Here is a 16,601-nt window from a genome sequence, read left to right on the forward strand (position 1 = left end):
AACTCGTGACATACAACTTTTATGTATAAATGACCGCAGATGGTGAACAATATCATTACACGTTTGATATTGGGCTATAGCCAAGTGGTAAGGCAATGGACTTTGACTCCGTGATCGTTGGTTCGAACCCAGCTAGCCCAGTTCAGCACAAAAACGAAGACGGCTGAAGCATGTTTCAGCTGATCTTCGTTTTTATTAGGAAACTGATTGATGTATCGCTTTCTTTTTTGATAATTTCATGAGTTCGCCTGGATTATAGCCTACTACTAATTTATTTCCATCAATGATAATTGGTCTTCGGAGCAGTTTTGGTTTTTCAATGAGAAGCTGAAGAACCTCGTTTACTTTTAAATCATTAATATTTAAATTTAAGCTTTTAAAAGCCTGACTTCGTGTGGCTAAAATTTCATCCATTCCTTCTGTTGTTAAGGAAAGGATCTTTTTTAATTCTTCTAGTGTTGGCGTTTCTCTGAAAAGGTGACGCTCTTTAAAATCAATTTGATTCGCCTTTAACCAATGTTTTGTTTTGCGGCAAGACGTGCAGCTCGGGTATGAATAAAAAGTAATGTCACTCATTAGTCTTCCTCCTTAGGTCGTTAACCTTTTCTCTTATGGAGTAAGTACCCTCATGTATTTCAGCATAAACACATTTTGATCACTTTTTCAAAAAAATTTTTCTACTCGTAAAATAAATGTTCACACGTTGTCAAAAATGTAAATGTTTACATAACAAGTGGTGATCAGCTATAATATGAATCAAAGGGGTTTTTTTAAGGGGAGGGAAAGAAATGAATCGCATGTTCCGCGTGCTTGGCTTTTGGACGGGTATTTTTGCTGTCATGTTCTATTTAGGGCATATGAAAGATGCATCGTTGCTGTTCTTCGGTCAAACCGTTCTTTTTGTATTTTTATCCTACTTGAATTTATCCGAAAGAATGTATATTTACATTTTCGGAGCGTACTTGACGATTTTCTTTGCCGGATTTACATATTATTCGATTTTCATCATGGTTCCCGGTACCGGACATTAATTGAAAAAAAGCATCGCTATAAAAAGAGATGCTCAGATTGTTGACAAAGGGCTAAAATGATTTTATTTTAGCCCTTTGTCTTCTTTTCAGCGTGATAGAAAACCTTTGAAGTCTAGGAAGGACGAGCATCGGAGCGGAGCGAATTTGACATTCGTGAGCACCGGAGCGCAGACCTGACAAAGAATGCGAGGGTTTGTCTACACGCTGAGCATCTCTATAAAAAGAGATGCTTTTTTTCATACGTTTAAAGAGAAAAGCCATTGATAAATGGATTTTGTTCCTGCTCCGTAAGTACAGTGGTTTCTCCGCCATGTCCACTTAAAACAAGAGTTGATTCTGGTAAAGACAATAATTTGTTATGAATTGATTGAAGCAGCACTTCTTGACTGCCCCCTACTAAATCTGTTCTCCCGATGCCGCCTTCAAATAGCGTGTCACCAGAAATCACAAATCCTTCTTCCGCCGAATAGTAAGACACACTGCCTGGTGAATGCCCAGGAGTGTGGAACATCTCTAATGTAAACGATCCAATTTGAAGAGTTCCTTCTGACGTAATTAATTTTTCAGCTTCTTTGACCGTAATTCCATTTCCAATCAATCGAGCTGAACCGTTTAATTCAGCGTTCGTGAGCCATTCTTTTTCATTCTCGTGTACATAGAGTGGCACTCCCCACTCTGCGCGCACTTCATCTGCGGCACCGATATGATCAAAATGAGCATGTGTCAGTAAGACCGCAAGCGGTGTGAGCTGTTTTTCTTTTACATAGGAAATTAGCTTTTGTGCTTCACCGCCTGGATCAAAGATTAAACATTCTCCGTGCTCATTTTTCCAAATATACGCATTCGCTTGTACATAGCCTAGTGGCATTCTTCTCCAATTCATTTTCATCACCTACTTTATTCATTCTTTTTTATTATGAAGGCTACACAATAAAAATTCAAACAATCGTCAACTGGAATCTACTCGACAAGCTTTATGAAAACGGTTAAAATGAAAAGAAAGGAAATCAAGGGGATTGATGACAAAGGGGGACTTTCACATGATGCTCGTCATTATTTTTGGTCTAGTCACGATTTTAGCTGCACTCGGGATCTATCGCTCACTTAAAAAAGTGAACGTACTTGCCATCGCTTTTGCTGGCGCGACATTTTTGGTTTTTGGCTGGTTTACTGTCATGACCATCATCTATAGCGGTTATCCAACTGCACATTAAAAAGCCTGCATTTAGCAGGCTTTTTTTATTGATTCAAGTGCTTATTCACGCTTTCTATTTTACTTGTAAGCGTTGTGGTTTGATCCCGCCTGTCATCAATGCGGATATTGGTCGCTACGCGGTGCAGTCCCTTTTCAAAAGGTGCTTCATGAATGTGCTGAATGACTTCAAATAAAACGGATAATTCACCTTCAATTAATGTATTCATTGGTGTTAGTTGATAATTAATTTTCCCTTCTTTTTGAAAGCCTTCTAAAATTCTTTGTACATCTGCTACATAAGCACTGACACTTGGTGTTTCCGTACCTATTGGAATGATAGTGACATCTGCTATGGCCATGTTTATTGCCCCTTTCCACTCAAATCCTCATGTTTTCTCGTCCTCATTGTAACCTATTCGCAATCCATCATGCCATGCTCACGTTGCATTTAAAGAAGGTTTGTCCCGTTCTATCGTCAAATCCGCCCTCTCTACCTTCCCAATTTTTGTGAATAGCAGCAGGCATATCCCTGATACAGCTTCAATGATGCCTCCAGCCGCAATGACATATCCGGAACCAAATAATGTCGCCATATAGCCGCCAATGAGAGCGCCTAACGGGATCATGAAGAAGGAGATCATATTGATAATTGCATACACTTGCGGCTGATCCTCTGCTTTTACTGACAATTGAATCATTGTATGTTCAGGCACGTTGACTGCACTGATGGCGGCACCTAATGCAAAAGCTGATATAAACACAAGTGGTAAAAATGCGTTCATACCTGTGATGAAAAACGAGATTCCATCAACAATCCCGGCACCTATAAACAGCAGCCCATACCGGTTCACTTTTACCTTTGTCAAAACAAACCCCATCAAGAATGCACCTAGTGCCGTTGTGACTTTAATAAATGAATAGATCACGGGTCCACTATGTAAATCCTCTGTTAAATAAATAACAGACAATGCTTCCCATGGGGCGGCAGCAAAGTTTGAGCAGACACAAAAAATCGCCAATGGGAACAAAATATGATGCCTTCTCACAAGTGAAAATCCCCGAATCAATCTTTTGCCGTATGATACCCCTTTTTTGGCTTTATCAATGATGATTTCTGTTTCATATGTAATGATTAATACAAGTAAAGCGGACAAGAGATAAAGAGGAATAATCACAAGCATTGTATATCCTACCCCTACAAACGCAATCATGACACCACAAACCGTGACCGTCACAAGCCTGACTACATGACTTGCTGATTGAATAGTTGCATTCGCTTTTTGTATGAGGTCCTCATGGACAAGCTTTGGAATAATTGATACAGACGCCGGTTCGTAGGAGCCACCAGTTGCCGAATGAAGCAGCATACAGCCAATAACAAGTGCTAATGGCGTGAAACCATAAAAGTAACTGACCACAATCACAAGAATTATCGCTCCTCTTGTTAAATCAGCAAAACACATCCAAAATTTCAATTGATGCGGCTTCATCATTGGGGTAATTAGCGGCCCAACAATGGCTTGCGGAACAAAGCTGACCGCAATAAAAAAGGCTGTTCCAATTGCCCCTTTTCCGCCTAGTACTAAAAGCCACAAGATGGTGTTGAAAGATAAACTATCAGCTGTTATTTTGCACATTTTAGACATAAATAAGTAAGTGAAATTCCTTTTCCACAGGCTTTGAGCACTCAATGATCGACATCTCCCTAAAACATATCCTTTTTTTTACACCCATACCTTTCACAATAGCTCACAAGGCGGCCTTCGTCAATTGCCCTAACATTATTTTTATTGACAATAAGAAATTGCTTCATGTTCAAATGTAAAAAGCACCTGACAGGTGCTTTTTAACACTTACATGCTTCCCATAACAACCGCTTTGTTTTCTCATAGATCGTGTCAAATTGATTCATGGAAAGAGGATTTTTTCCTAGGCCAAGCTCGACTGTATACCCCTCATTGTGACATTGATAAATAAACCAATCGCGATAGCCTGCATAGCTGTCAAGATATTGAACCGGTTTATAGCCGCTTACTTGTTCGAATCGTTTGACCGTTTCTTTTGAGATGGCTGGTTCATGACCAAGAAACCCCCAGTATATCTCTTCCCCTTGTGTATGGAGAGCAACAAGCCTGTCAAAGCGTTTTCGTAACGCTAGATTTGCCATCGCTTTCGCTTCTGGCTCTGTTAGCGGCTGATACCCAGGAAAACCTCGATTGGACGGAGCCTTAGTCTCATGACGGTAGTATTCGATCTCCCAATAAGCAGGAAATTGATTGTTCAAATCCACCCCTCGTATATTTGCTTTCCACTCCTGATAGTCAGCATATCCATCATGTAGCGGTGTGAATTCTTCACTGCTCAGACCAAGTGACTCTGGTCCATTTCGTACGAGATCCACACCATCTGGATTCACCAATGGTACGATAGAGAGAGCTGTGGTTCGCAAAATATGAACGGCTTCATGATGCCTTGCTTGCACCGGGTCAGATGCAGCCAAACACAGCGATTTCAGCCATTTTATTAAAACAGACGTCGTGATCCATTCATTTGCATGAAAAGAGGCATTCAAATGAATAGAATGTAAATGCTGAACAGGCTCTGTTCGGATTTCATAAATAGGTGTATCAAGCACTGAATGACCTATGATGCTCATTTGAAGAAAAGGAAATGCGGCTTTCAAGTAGCTCAGCTCTTCTTCTAATTGAGCACTATCATATTCAAAGGTTCCATTGATCCAATCATCGGATTGCTGCAGCCTGTAAGGCGCAATAAATTTCTGCAGCTCACCTATGGAAGAAAATGAATGGATGCCTTCCGGAAGTCGGTATCCCGGTAAAAGGAGGTACTCATTGCTGATTTGATTGGATAAATGGAAAGCTGCATTCCCTATCCCTAACTGCTTTGCTACATGATCCTTTTCCTCTCCATCTAGGTGCCATTCAATTTTCCCAAACGACGTTGTCTTCATTTACATCCCTCCTCTCATACTATATGAGCCGGCAGACCAAAAAAGAAAACCTCTGCATGTAAAAATAACAGAGGTTTTCTCGTATGTTAGGACGCCTTTTTTAGCTGAGTTTCATCTTCTTTTTTGGATGGAGAATGGTCCGGGCTATTCCGGTCATAAAATCTAAGGAGATCCCCATAGATGATTTGATCAGAGAATTGGAGCTCTTGCTTTGCTTTCTCTTCATAAGACTGACACACAGTCTCATCATCTCTTGGCTCACCCGTTTTTTTATTGTAGCAAACACCATCTGTGAAAACACTGTCCTTCGTAATAAAACTGCCATCACGAAGCACGGTAAAATTATTCGTATCTTTCGATAAAAGATCATGGCCAAATTGAATTTGTTTACTTGTATCAATTCCTAATAGATTGAGTACAGTTGGGCGGAGATCGACCTGACCACCTACCGTATCAATTTCTTTTGGATGTTGGTCTGTGATCCCTGGAATGTGTACAACAAACGGGACTTTTTGAAGCTGTACTTCTTCAAATGGCGTAATCTCTTTATTTAAAAATTGCCCCATGGCTTCGTTATGGTTTTCTGAAATTCCGTAATGATCCCCATACAAAACAAAAATGGAGTTATCGTATAACCCAGCTTCCTTCATCTTCTTAAAGAAAAGCTTAAGTGCTTCATCTTGATAACGCACTGTAGGGAAATATTTGTTTAGCGTTTTGCTCTTAGAATCATATTCATCAATGAGCTTATCTTCTTCATCTAGATCAAACGGAAAGTGATTCGTTAATGTAATCAATCTCGTATAGAAAGGCTGCGGGATCGATTTCATCAATTCCGCTGACTGTTCGAAGAATGGACCATCTTTCAGCCCCCAGCCAACTGAATTTTCTTCATTTACATCAAATGATTTAATATCAAAAAACTTATCGTAGCCAAAGCTATCGTAGATCAGGTCACGGTTCCAGAAACTTTTGTTATTCGCATGAATGACAGAAGAATGGTACCCCTCATCCTTTAACAGCTCAGGTGTGGCTGTAAACTCATTGCTTGGATTTGTGAAGAACACAGCCCCTCTTCCAAGTGGATAGAGAGAGTTATCAACAATAAACTCTGAGTCAGATGTTTTCCCTTGACCTGTTTGATGATAGAAATTAGTAAAGTTGTAGCTTTTCTTGATTAATTTGTTTAAAAACGGGGTGATTTCTTTCCCGTTTAGTTTTTCATTGATCACGAAACTTTGTGTAGATTCAAGTGAGACAAGAATGACATTTCGTCCTTTTGCTTGACCAAACGTCTTTTCATTACGGTCGGTTTGATTTGCACTTATATAGTTTTCAATTTCTGTTAAGCTATTGCTGTCAGCAAGGGCTCGTTGAGCAGACTGCTTCGATTGCAGCACTCCATCATAAATATGGAAATTATATAAGCTGATATTTTTTACCAGCATCTCACGGTCAAATGAGCGAGTGAGCAGTTCTGGTCTCTCTGTTTCAGCCAAACCAAGGTTAAAGAAGAAAGTCGCTGCCACAAATAAATAATAGGCTGCTCGTTCTTTTCGTGAAATGGTGACATCCGTTCTAAAGGAAGGCTGCTTTTTATAGAGCCACATTAAAATGATAATATCAACGAACATTAGAAAATCGACTGGTTCAATTAAAGAGGTAATACTTGACCCGAGGTCACCCATATTGTTTGTTTGAAATAGGACGGGGATGGTTAAAAAGTCACTATAGAATCGGTAAAACACAATGTTAGCTAACAAAATAAATGTCAGAATAAAGCTCGTCACGATGATATATCGATTGCGATTTTTTTCTTTCATAAATAAACCGATTCCGAAGATAAACAAGATAAAGCTAAGCGGATTAATAAACAGGATGAACTCCTGCATGAAATTTTCTATTTTAATATTGAAGCTAGATTTATAGATAACATAGGTTTTGACCCACATGAGCAATGTCGCAATCAGTAAAAATGAAATCGCCTTTAATCTTTTCTTTCGCATTGTAACCTCCTTATGCTAAGCGAGCACTCAAGCTAGGGATACACCCTAATTATTGGTGCTTCTTCAAAAATAACTAAACTATATCTTATCCTGTATGTGCTGGAAAATCAATGTCTTTTTCCTCATGACAAACTTATGAATATGCTAAACATTTCATTTCATGCCCATCTATCGCTTTTTTTAATAAAAATGACATCATGATGACTTTTTTGTTTAAGACAACCATTTGTTTTTTGCCATCCATGCACCGCCGATGACTCCTGCATCGTTTCCGAGAGAGGCAATCACGACTTCGACATCATCAGCGCAAGGCGGAAATGCGTGATGCTTAACAACGCGCTCTACTTTACTGCGAAGGAGCTCACCTGCTTTTGAAACACCGCCGCCAATCACGATTTTTGTTGGGTTTAACGCACTGGCAAGATTCGCTAACACAAGCCCAAGATGAGTCGTCACTTCTTCTACGACACGCATGGCAAGATCATCTCCACTTTCAGCGGCCTTAAACACTTCCTTAGCAGTCAGCGAAGTAAGCGTGCCAAGTGAAGATGTATGCTGCTCTGTTACTAATTTATCCTTTGCAAGCCGGACGATGCCAGTCGCAGATGCAATGGTTTCAATACAGCCTGTTCTCCCGCAATTACAAGGTGCTCCTTGGAATGGAACGGCACAAATATGGCCAATTTCTCCGCCAGCCCCTGTCTCACCTTGAACAACTTCACCATTTACAATAATGCCGCCGCCAACACCTGTGCCAAGTGTGACCATCAGGATGTTTTTTGCACCATCGCCTGCACCCTTCCACATTTCACCGAGTGCAGCAATATTCGCATCATTTTCGATGACAGATGGAAGTCCGGTCTCTGCCTCTAGGTGATCTTTGAGTGGATAGTTTGTCCAGCCGAGATTCGTTGTTTTATAGACAATCCCAGATACTTTATCTACAGGCCCAGGTGCACCCATTCCAATCCCAATCAGCGCTGATTTGGGCATACTGATTTCGACTAGTTTGTGGTCAATTGATTTGGCAATATCGACTGTGATCGTCTGCCCTGATTTATCCGTAGGAATCTCCCACTTATGCTGAATTTCACCATATAGATTAATGAACGCAAGCTTAATTGTCGTACCGCCAAGATCTACTCCTACAAACCAATCCCCGATCATATGCCCTCCACCTTCACATTGTTTTTCGATTTAATTTGGCTAGTTCCATTTGAAGAATCGTCATTGCGTTTAACCATTCTGTCCGGTCAATAATGCCCGATGTATACATTTCCTTCAGTTCATCTGCCATAAAATCTAATTCCACTTCACGATCTCCGAAATACACATAATTTCCAAATCTCATGAGCAGCTGCTGTACATCATATAACGTTTTCATTGTTTTCACCATTTCTTCTCATCAACAGATAGGATAAGCGTATTCATAAATGCGCTTTCAGTCAAGTCATTCAATGTGTTTGCGTGTTTTCAATATATTGTTTCAGCTTTAAAAATTGATCATTTTTTGGATCTTGGTCTAACCCTTTTTCTATTAGATCCTCTGCTTTCGCTGTCTCTCCTTTTTCTACGTACAACAACGATAAATGATACAGTTTATTTGGATCATCTGGATTTTTTTTAAGCGACTTTTGTAAAAATCCAATCGCTTTGTCAAGGTGTCCGAGCTGGGCTTCCGATAGTGCATATATATGTAGAGCCTCAGCTGATGCATCCTTTTGATATACATATTCCTCTAGACGTTTACTTGCTTCGTTATAGTTCTTGTCATCAAATAAACTTGCTGCCTCACTTACTGCTGCCGCTTCCTTTTGATCGTCTGAATGAAACCCTGTATACAATCCAAAACCACCAATCAACAGTAGAACAATACTAGCAAGAAACATTTTGACAGGCTTCACCTGTTTAGGAAGCCGGACAGCTAAAGCCGCTAAAAAACCGCCAACCAGACCGCCAAGGTGCCCTGCGTTATCAATACCTGATACGGTAAAGCCGATCCCTAAATTGATGAGGATGATCACAATAATATTTGTCCCCATCGTCCGGAAGAAGAGCTTGCGGTTAGAAATTGCCAAATATAATAGTGCACCTAAGCATCCAAAGATCGCGCCTGATGCACCGGCTGCGATGGCCGTATTAAAGACAAAGCTCGCTATGGAACCAAAAATGCCGGAAATGAAATAGATGAGCAAAAATCTCCATGAGCCATAAATTTTCTCAACAGCCGCTCCGACAGACCAAAGAGCAAATGTATTAAAGAGTAAGTGTGTCAAGCCAATATGCAAAAACATCGGTGTAATCAGGCGCCACCATTCTCCATCTAAGATCAGCCCATTATTTTTAGCACCAAACGCTGTCAAAGTTGCCGTATTGGTACTTCCTCCAAATAGTTCAAGTAAAAGAAACATCACCACTTGAACAGCGATGAACAGGTAGGTGAAAATCGGTCTGCCATTTTGAAAAACGGCCCGTTCTCGTTCACGCTGCTTTTCCTGATCATCAAATGCTTGAAGTACGCTCACTTTAAGCTGAATGACATCTTCAGCTGTGTCTCTTTTTGCCTCTTCTACATCCACTGTCAGCGATGTATTGAGCCATTTTTGCAGCTCATTTACGTCGTGTTGAAGAGTGTCTGCATTCAGTAATACAGGTGTAACCGTCACCTTTTGCTTTTTTTGCGGTTGACCGTTTAGGTCCTCCCAATCATCTACAGGGTCGTCAGCTGTAAATTGGAGCTGTAAGAGATGCAGAGAACGTTTACGCATGGCCTCTCTCAGCTGATCCATCCGATACGTCTGTTCTTCGATATCTCGAACGATCTCCTGTTTAAAATTCACATCTTTTCTATATAGACGGATGAGATCATACCCTGAGTTTCGTGGTGCTTCAAAAAATATTTCATCTTCTGGAAACGGACTTTGAATCATCTCGTACCCTTTTTGTCTTAATTCATCAACAACTCGCCAAAATAAACTATCTATGACATTCATTCATTCGCGCTCCATTTTTTACATTATTATAACAAGAATCGTTCTGATCCGCATTTCTGAACAAAAAAATCCCGGCGTCTGCGGGATTAGAATGCTTGGCGAATAAATTTCGTCCGAAAATATGGGATTTTCATCAGCCACTTAATAACAAAGTGACGCACTTGATTTTGACCTAAGATCAAATTCATCAGCCGGTAACGATTTTGCACGAGAACGAATGCAAACAATGTGAACACAATGCTCCAAATCATTTTATTCATCATATTCCCTCCTATGTTCGTATCGTGGCTTAAATAGGATGTGTTTATGCATGAACCATCATTTTTATCGCTTACCATGCGATATGCTTTCACACTCTAATCCCTTGTTCTTTTGATTGAATATAATAGACCTCTTCACACTCGGATTGATCATAAGAAACGTCAAATTGATGAAGATCGATTAAATCCTTGAACGTATGAGGCAGCTTACAATTCGGCTCTACCTCTTCCATCTTGTGAGGGAAGTAACTGTCGTATGGATTTGGTGTATGAACATATACAGCGTCTAAACCAGGGTCATGTTCGTGAATACAAATCCATGTTTGGTATGGCTTTTCAAAGCCTTCAAGCTGTTTTAACAGCCTATGATATAAAGCGATATGGGCTTTGATATGCTCTCTTCTTATTTTTAAGCTATTTTCCCCGACCCCAAAAAAATCAAGGTGCGTATGCCAAAAATAAAACCATGAATCCTGATCAAGTTTGAGATCACAAGTATTCACTTCCTCCCACATATTGCGGAAGTATCTTTTCTTTCCACGAAATTTTTTCAAAACGGACCTCCTATCAGCTAAAATGCCATGACCTTATGAAACAACAAAAAGCCCGTTCTTTGGACAATCAGCGGACTTTTACTTTTGATATAACGTGCCTTTTTCACTGACAATCATAGACACCGGTATGTCGTGCGCTTCAGTCGGCACATGCCTGATTTGCTGTAAAGACAGACAAAGTGCAATGGTTCCCCCGTGATAGTCAGCTAAGTAGCGGTCATAATAGCCGCCCCCAAATCCAATCCGGTAGCCTTTTTGATCGAAGCATACCCCAGGCACAATGATTAAATCAATGGTTTCTTTATGTACAGCTGTTGATACTTGAGGGTCTGGTTCCAATAGCCCAAAGTAGCTGGATGTCATCTTTGTTTCGGGTGTATATTCATAAAACATCATCTCTTTTGTTTTCGGAAAACAGGTAGGGATACATACTGTTTTTCCTTCTTCCCACGCTTTTTCAATTAGAGGCATTGTCGGTATCTCTTTTCCTCTAGACATCGTCAAAGCGATCGTTTTCGCCTGTTTCCATGCTGGCAGCTGCAATAAGTGCTCATGAAGTAAAGCCGTGCTGCGCTCAAATTCTTCAGCGCTTATTTGATCAAGCTTGGCTAATGTTTGAAGGCGAAGCTCCTTTTTCATACAGATCATCTCCCATCATAAAAAAACAGCAGGAAAATTCCCTGCTGCTTACTTTGTTTCACGATGTACAGTTTGTTTTTTATCACGTGAGCAATACTTTTTGAATTCAACGCGATCTGGATTGTTTCGCTTATTCTTTTTAGTAATATAGTTACGCTCACCGCATTCAGTGCAAGCTAGAGTAATATTTACGCGCATATTTTTCCCTCCAAACTAAAATCAATTCACATTCAGACCTAACTATAATACCACTTCTAGCTTAGGAATGCTAGAATGTTTTTTCACCAATTTCAATTTGAGTGCATCCACTTACATATCGCATGCTTATGTCATGAAAAATCGTCTGCTCCCCTATAAAACCTGATCCTTTGTCGTACTGTATACATGAGAGACCCTCTTCTCCCCGCCGCTTTCATTTATTTTGACAGCGAGGCAAGGTTTTCATACCCGTTTTACATATAAAAAGAAAAAAGATGAAAAAAAGGTGATTTTCTTCAGCAATTCCTTTTGAAACTAGCTTTTTTATGGTATAAAAAAGAAGGGTCGAAAACTGTTTGAAACAATCTTGGAAGCCTTTTATGGCTTTCAGCATTAAAATATGAATAAAAGGTGATGAAACATGGAAATTGCAATTATCGGATTGCTTGTTGTCAGTATTGTACTGATCGCATTCTCATATTTTCAAAGAGAACCGATTAAAGAAGTCGAGCAGGAACTTGAAACACTTCAACTATCTGCAATGCAAGAAATCTATAAACTGAAAAAGAAAATGAAAGTGCTTGAAGAAGAATTACTTGAAACAAACATCGTCGTCCGCAAGCATTCAGAAATTGATCCATCCATCGCAAGACAGATCATTTCAAAGCACCAAAATGGCATGTCTCCTGAGGCCATTGCGCGCGCTGAGCATGTATCTGTAGAAGATGTCAACATGATCATTAAAGACAACGAGAGGGTGCTTGTATGACGAAAAAAAGCATCCAAACGTTTGCAGCAGGTATGATTCTTGCAACTGGGGTTCTTGCGATTGTCTTTTTCCTCACTGGGAAAGACGAGGCAGCAGCTGATACAACAACAAAAGAAACCCTCGCACAGAAAGTAACAGACACTGACGTGAAAAACTATTTAGACTCCAAAAAAGAAGTCACTGTCAGCCGTGAAACGTACCAGCAGCTTCTTGACTATAAGGAAAAAGCGCTGAAGGCAAATGAAGACGGAGATTCTAAAAGTGATCAACAAAAAGAGGACAAGCCTAAAGGCAAATCGATCAAATTTGTGATTAAAAACGGTATGAGTACAAGTGATGTTTCAGACATGCTTGAAAAGGACGGCATCATCAACTCGTCTAAAGATTTTAATGATTACGTAATTGACGCCGGCTACCATAAAGAAATTCGTGCAGGCAAGTTCAATTTAAAAACAGGAATGACATTCAAACAGATTGTCAAAGCCTTAACAAAATAACAACAAAACCCCCCTGGCGGCACTGACCTCCAGGGGGGTTTTCTTATCCAAATCGACCAGATATATAATCATTCGTTCTTTGATCGTTTGGCTCAGAAAACATCACATTCGTATCATTGACCTCAACAAGCTCCCCCATTAAGAAGAATGCCGTTCGGTCTGATACCCGAGCCGCTTGCTGCATGTTATGCGTCACAATGGCAATCGTATATTTCTCTTTCAATTTCATAATCAATTCTTCAATCTTTAATGTTGAGACAGGATCAAGCGCTGATGTTGGTTCATCCATTAATAAGATGTCTGGGCTTGTAGCAATGGCTCTTGCAATACAAAGACGCTGCTGCTGACCGCCAGAAAGGCCTAGAGCGGGAGCACTTAATCGATCTTTCACTTCATCCCAAAGTGCAACATCTCGAAGCGCTTTTTCCGCGATTTCTTTTAATTGCTGCTTGCTCTTTACTCCGTGAATTCTTGGTCCGTATACGACATTATCAAAAATTGACTGAGGGAATGGATTCCCTTTTTGAAACACCATCCCGACATTTTTACGCAGCTCCACTAAATCGACACGACCTTTTAAAATGTTGTCATCTTTATACATCATATCCCCGGTGATTTTCACACCTGGCACTGTTTTGACCATAAGATTTAACGTTTTAATAAACGTTGATTTTCCGCAGCCGGACGGGCCGATAATCGCTGTGACTTCATGCTCTCTAATCGCTAAGTCAATATGCTTCAATGCATGATGCTGTCCATACCAAAGATTCATATCATTCACACGAAACACTTCTTTTTTTGCTGCTTTAGTTGCTACTGCATTCATCAAATCCACCCGCCTTATCCAAATCGACCATTGATATAGTCTTCTGTTTTTTGCTGTGCAGGACGTGTAAAGATACGTTCTGTGGCATCATATTCTACTAGATCTCCGTTTAAGAAAAAGGCCGTACGGTCTGATACACGGAGCGCTTGCTGCATGTTGTGTGTCACAATGACGATTGAATAATCATTTTTTAATTCGCCTAATAGCTCTTCAATTTTCGCATTTGAGATAGGGTCTAGGGCAGAAGCCGGTTCATCTAATAATAAGACACTAGGTTTCATCGCAAGTGTACGTGCAATACAAAGTCGCTGCTGCTGACCGCCTGACAATGACAAAGCAGATCGGTGCAGACGATCTTTGACCTCATCCCATAACGCCGCCTTTGTTAAGCTTTCCTCAACCGCATCATCAAGCACAGATTTTCTTTTTTCCCCGGCATACTTTAACGCATGGGTGATGTTATTGTAGATCGATTTAGGAAATGGATTTGGTTTTTGGAAGACCATGCCGATTTCTCTTCTTAAATTCACCACATTAATACGGTCATCCAAAATATTTAATCCTTCGTACATGATCGCCCCTTCACTTCTCGCACCTGGAATTAAGTCGTTCATGCGGTTAATGCTGCGTAAAAAGGTTGACTTCCCGCAGCCGGATGGACCGATTAATGCAGTAATTGCATTCTTCTCAATCTCGAATGAAATGTGATTGACCGCTCTTTTTTCACCATAATAAATGCTTAAATCCTGCACCTGTAAAATCTGTTCCGCCTGAAGTGGAGCCTTTTTCGCTGCAATCTCTTTTTTTTCTGCTAGCATTTGAACCATATCCCCTTCACACCTCTCTCACATTATTTTGACGTAAGCTTTTTATGAATAAATGAACCAAGCCATCTAGCTGCTAAGTTGAATAATAAGACTGAAAGCACAAGTACAGCTGATGCACCATTTGCGATGGCTTCTGCATCTGGAATGATTCCTTGTGTATTGACGTTCCATATATGAACGGCTAATGTTTCTGCCGGTCTAAACACATTCAGCGGTGACGTATCAGAAAAAGGACTCCAGTTTGTGAAATCAAGGCGCGGTGTGGAGAGACCTGCTGTAAAAAGAAGAGCAGCCGCCTCACCAAAGACTCTTCCTGATGCTAAAATCGCACCAGTGATAATAGACGGAAGCGCACCTGGAATAAGGACCGTTTTGACTGTATGCCACTTCGTTACACCAAGCGCTAGTGATGCTTCCTTTTGATCCTTCGGTACAGAGCGCAGCGCATCTTCTGTCACCCTGACCATCACCGGCAGGTTAAACACAGTGAGCGCAAGAGCTCCTCCAATAATCGTATAGCCCCAGCCTGTTAAATTCACAAACATGAGTAAACCAAACATACCAATGACGATAGACGGAAGTGAAGACAACACTTCGATACATGTACGAATAAAGTCTGTGACTTTGTTTTGAGGAGCGTACTCTGCCATATACACTCCGCCGCCGACGCCAAGCGGTACTGTAATCAGCATCGTAATAAACAAAATATAAAACGAGTTAAACAGCTGATCCCTGATGCCGCCGCCAGAGCCAATCGCACTTGAGCGGGTTGTCAAAAAGTCGAAATTTAATTCTTTTGCACCGTTGAAAATGATATAAGAAAACAAACCAACGAGAATCGCCGTAATAATGGCAGCACATAATCCAAATATAAATGTGGCAAAACGATCGGTCATTTTGCTATTCATTAAATCTTCCTCCTAGACGACAAGTATCTGATAATGAGTATGAACATAAATGATACAACTAGAAGGACAAGTCCCATTGACCAAAGTGTATTGTTCTCAACACTTCCATACGTTGTGTGACCCATGTTTAACGTAATAATGGTTGTTAATGTACCAGCTGTATCCATAATGCTCTCTGGTAAATTACGCGTGTTTCCAATGACCATCTGTACAGCAAGGGCTTCTCCAAATGCTCTAGCCATGCCAAGAACGACCGCTGTCATTAATGTTGGCAGAGCTGCTGGGACAAGCACACGTCTAATCGTTTGCCATCTTGTTGCGCCTAATGCGTACGATCCCTCACGTAAACTTTTTGGTAGTGAACCCATTGCATCAGTCGCAATGGATGTAACGGTTGGCAGGATCATAATAGACAGGACAATCGTTCCTGCTAGCACGCTATGCCCTGAGCCGCTTGACTTGAAGTGTCCGATAAACGGCACCAATACTGTAAGACCTATGAATCCGTAAACAACGGATGGAATCCCTACAAGCAATTCAATGACTGGCTGGAGGATTTTACGTCCCCAAGCAGGTGCAATTTCTGTCATAAAGATTGCGCCTGCGATGCCTAGTGGCGCTGCAATGAGTGCCGATAGGAGCGTGACGGCGATTGATCCGAAGATAAAAGGAAATGCGCCGTACTGCGGGTTTTCTGCTGTTGGGTTCCAATTGATACTGGTTAAGAACTCAATTGGGCTTACACCATTTACAATGAAAGATTGTAAACCCTTAATGCCAAGGAAGATGGTGATGGCGATTGATACAGCAATCATTAAGAATGCGCAAAATCTCACCAAAATACTTCCTCTTACTTCATCCATTTGCCTATTTTTCTTCGAGCTGATCAGTCGATCGCTCGCTTCTGTATGTTCTATCTGCTTCATC

Annotated in this window: 21 protein-coding genes and 1 tRNA gene; 5 read left to right on the top strand and 17 right to left on the bottom strand. The window is 40.7% G+C overall.

The annotated features are described in order from the left end of the window. Positions 1–70: 70 nt before the first annotated feature. Positions 71–141, top strand: a tRNA-Gln gene (locus NSS78_RS11505). 54 nt (positions 142–195) lie between these two features. Here NSS78_RS11505 and NSS78_RS11510 read toward each other — a convergent pair. Further along, positions 196–576 (bottom strand): Spx/MgsR family RNA polymerase-binding regulatory protein, encoded by a 381-nt coding sequence (locus tag NSS78_RS11510; RefSeq protein WP_003217382.1) that lies wholly within the window; start codon positions 574–576, stop codon positions 196–198. A gap of 212 nt (positions 577–788) precedes the next feature. Between NSS78_RS11510 and NSS78_RS11515 the strand changes: the two genes are divergently transcribed. Next, entirely contained in the window at positions 789–1,031 is a 243-nt protein-coding gene (locus NSS78_RS11515; protein ID WP_003217440.1) for a DUF2626 domain-containing protein, read from the top strand. 244 nt (positions 1,032–1,275) lie between these two features. Here the strand turns inward: NSS78_RS11515 and NSS78_RS11520 are convergent, their stop codons facing one another. Next, entirely contained in the window at positions 1,276–1,914 is a 639-nt protein-coding gene (locus NSS78_RS11520) for an MBL fold metallo-hydrolase (RefSeq protein WP_003217463.1), read from the bottom strand. 157 nt (positions 1,915–2,071) lie between these two features. On the opposite strand from NSS78_RS11520, the gene NSS78_RS11525 reads away from it, so the two are divergent. Continuing rightward, complete coding sequence (locus NSS78_RS11525; protein ID WP_003217333.1) at positions 2,072–2,245, top strand: DUF2759 domain-containing protein; 174 nt, start codon at positions 2,072–2,074, stop codon at positions 2,243–2,245. A 25-nt stretch (positions 2,246–2,270) separates the two neighbouring features. On the opposite strand, the gene NSS78_RS11530 is transcribed toward NSS78_RS11525, so the two are convergent. The 11 genes from NSS78_RS11530 to rpmG form a co-directional block, all read right to left on the bottom strand. Next, complete coding sequence (locus tag NSS78_RS11530; RefSeq protein WP_003217504.1) at positions 2,271–2,585, bottom strand: MTH1187 family thiamine-binding protein; 315 nt, start codon at positions 2,583–2,585, stop codon at positions 2,271–2,273. Positions 2,586–2,663: 78 nt separating this feature from the next. Then, positions 2,664–3,917, bottom strand: a complete 1,254-nt coding sequence (locus NSS78_RS11535; RefSeq protein WP_003217413.1) for an MFS transporter — start codon at positions 3,915–3,917, stop codon at positions 2,664–2,666. Between the two features lie 155 nt (positions 3,918–4,072). Next, complete coding sequence (locus tag NSS78_RS11540) at positions 4,073–5,197, bottom strand: M14 family metallocarboxypeptidase (RefSeq protein WP_212045908.1); 1,125 nt, start codon at positions 5,195–5,197, stop codon at positions 4,073–4,075. Between the two features lie 86 nt (positions 5,198–5,283). Then, positions 5,284–7,203 carry an LTA synthase family protein gene (locus NSS78_RS11545; RefSeq protein ID WP_212045907.1) on the bottom strand — a complete coding sequence of 640 codons (1,920 nt, stop codon included), beginning with the start codon at positions 7,201–7,203 and terminating at the stop codon, positions 5,284–5,286. A gap of 213 nt (positions 7,204–7,416) precedes the next feature. Further along, on the bottom strand, positions 7,417–8,370 hold the full coding sequence (locus tag NSS78_RS11550; RefSeq protein ID WP_003217302.1) for an ROK family glucokinase: 954 nt from the start codon (positions 8,368–8,370) through the stop codon (positions 7,417–7,419). 13 nt (positions 8,371–8,383) lie between these two features. Next, complete coding sequence (locus tag NSS78_RS11555) at positions 8,384–8,587, bottom strand: YqgQ family protein (RefSeq protein WP_034620832.1); 204 nt, start codon at positions 8,585–8,587, stop codon at positions 8,384–8,386. Between the two features lie 70 nt (positions 8,588–8,657). After that, positions 8,658–10,196, bottom strand: coding sequence for a rhomboid family intramembrane serine protease (locus NSS78_RS11560; protein ID WP_309216942.1), 1,539 nt, complete (start codon positions 10,194–10,196; stop codon positions 8,658–8,660). A gap of 86 nt (positions 10,197–10,282) precedes the next feature. Next, the gene (locus NSS78_RS11565; protein WP_212045904.1) at positions 10,283–10,456 is read right to left on the bottom strand and encodes a hypothetical protein; all 174 of its coding nucleotides are present in this window, start codon (positions 10,454–10,456) and stop codon (positions 10,283–10,285) included. An 89-nt stretch (positions 10,457–10,545) separates the two neighbouring features. Beyond that, the gene (locus NSS78_RS11570; RefSeq protein WP_137054971.1) at positions 10,546–11,010 is read right to left on the bottom strand and encodes a hypothetical protein; all 465 of its coding nucleotides are present in this window, start codon (positions 11,008–11,010) and stop codon (positions 10,546–10,548) included. Between the two features lie 78 nt (positions 11,011–11,088). Then, complete coding sequence (locus NSS78_RS11575; RefSeq protein ID WP_106029145.1) at positions 11,089–11,649, bottom strand: 5-formyltetrahydrofolate cyclo-ligase; 561 nt, start codon at positions 11,647–11,649, stop codon at positions 11,089–11,091. Positions 11,650–11,697: 48 nt separating this feature from the next. Then, a complete protein-coding gene (gene rpmG / locus NSS78_RS11580) occupies positions 11,698–11,847 on the bottom strand; it encodes a 50S ribosomal protein L33 (protein ID WP_012010579.1) in 150 nt (49 codons plus the stop codon). A 421-nt stretch (positions 11,848–12,268) separates the two neighbouring features. Here rpmG and NSS78_RS11585 point away from each other — a divergent pair, with 421 nt between their 5' ends. Then, positions 12,269–12,616, top strand: coding sequence for a hypothetical protein (locus NSS78_RS11585; RefSeq protein WP_003217285.1), 348 nt, complete (start codon positions 12,269–12,271; stop codon positions 12,614–12,616). Further along, a complete protein-coding gene (locus tag NSS78_RS11590) occupies positions 12,613–13,113 on the top strand; it encodes an endolytic transglycosylase MltG (protein WP_003217472.1) in 501 nt (166 codons plus the stop codon). The genes NSS78_RS11585 and NSS78_RS11590 overlap by 4 nt, the downstream gene beginning before the upstream one ends. A 43-nt stretch (positions 13,114–13,156) precedes the next feature. Here NSS78_RS11590 and pstB (NSS78_RS11595) read toward each other — a convergent pair whose 3' ends face one another. From pstB (NSS78_RS11595) to pstC, 4 genes are read right to left on the bottom strand one after another with little or no spacing between them, the layout of a single operon-like run. After that, positions 13,157–13,939, bottom strand: coding sequence for a phosphate ABC transporter ATP-binding protein PstB (gene pstB, locus NSS78_RS11595; protein WP_034620853.1), 783 nt, complete (start codon positions 13,937–13,939; stop codon positions 13,157–13,159). A 14-nt stretch (positions 13,940–13,953) separates the two neighbouring features. Beyond that, positions 13,954–14,757 carry a phosphate ABC transporter ATP-binding protein PstB gene (pstB, locus tag NSS78_RS11600; protein WP_170938397.1) on the bottom strand — a complete coding sequence of 268 codons (804 nt, stop codon included), beginning with the start codon at positions 14,755–14,757 and terminating at the stop codon, positions 13,954–13,956. 32 nt (positions 14,758–14,789) lie between these two features. Further along, positions 14,790–15,674 (bottom strand): phosphate ABC transporter permease PstA, encoded by an 885-nt coding sequence (pstA, locus tag NSS78_RS11605; protein ID WP_003217489.1) that lies wholly within the window; start codon positions 15,672–15,674, stop codon positions 14,790–14,792. Next, positions 15,674–16,600, bottom strand: a complete 927-nt coding sequence (gene pstC, locus NSS78_RS11610) for a phosphate ABC transporter permease subunit PstC (RefSeq protein ID WP_003217329.1) — start codon at positions 16,598–16,600, stop codon at positions 15,674–15,676. The genes pstA and pstC overlap by 1 nt, the downstream gene beginning before the upstream one ends. Between the last annotated feature and the right edge of the window lies 1 nt (position 16,601).

Origin of the sequence: Bacillus sp. FSL W8-0920, assembly GCF_038593215.1 — a bacterium.
Classification (GTDB): Bacteria; Bacillota; Bacilli; order Bacillales; family Bacillaceae; genus Bacillus; species Bacillus pumilus.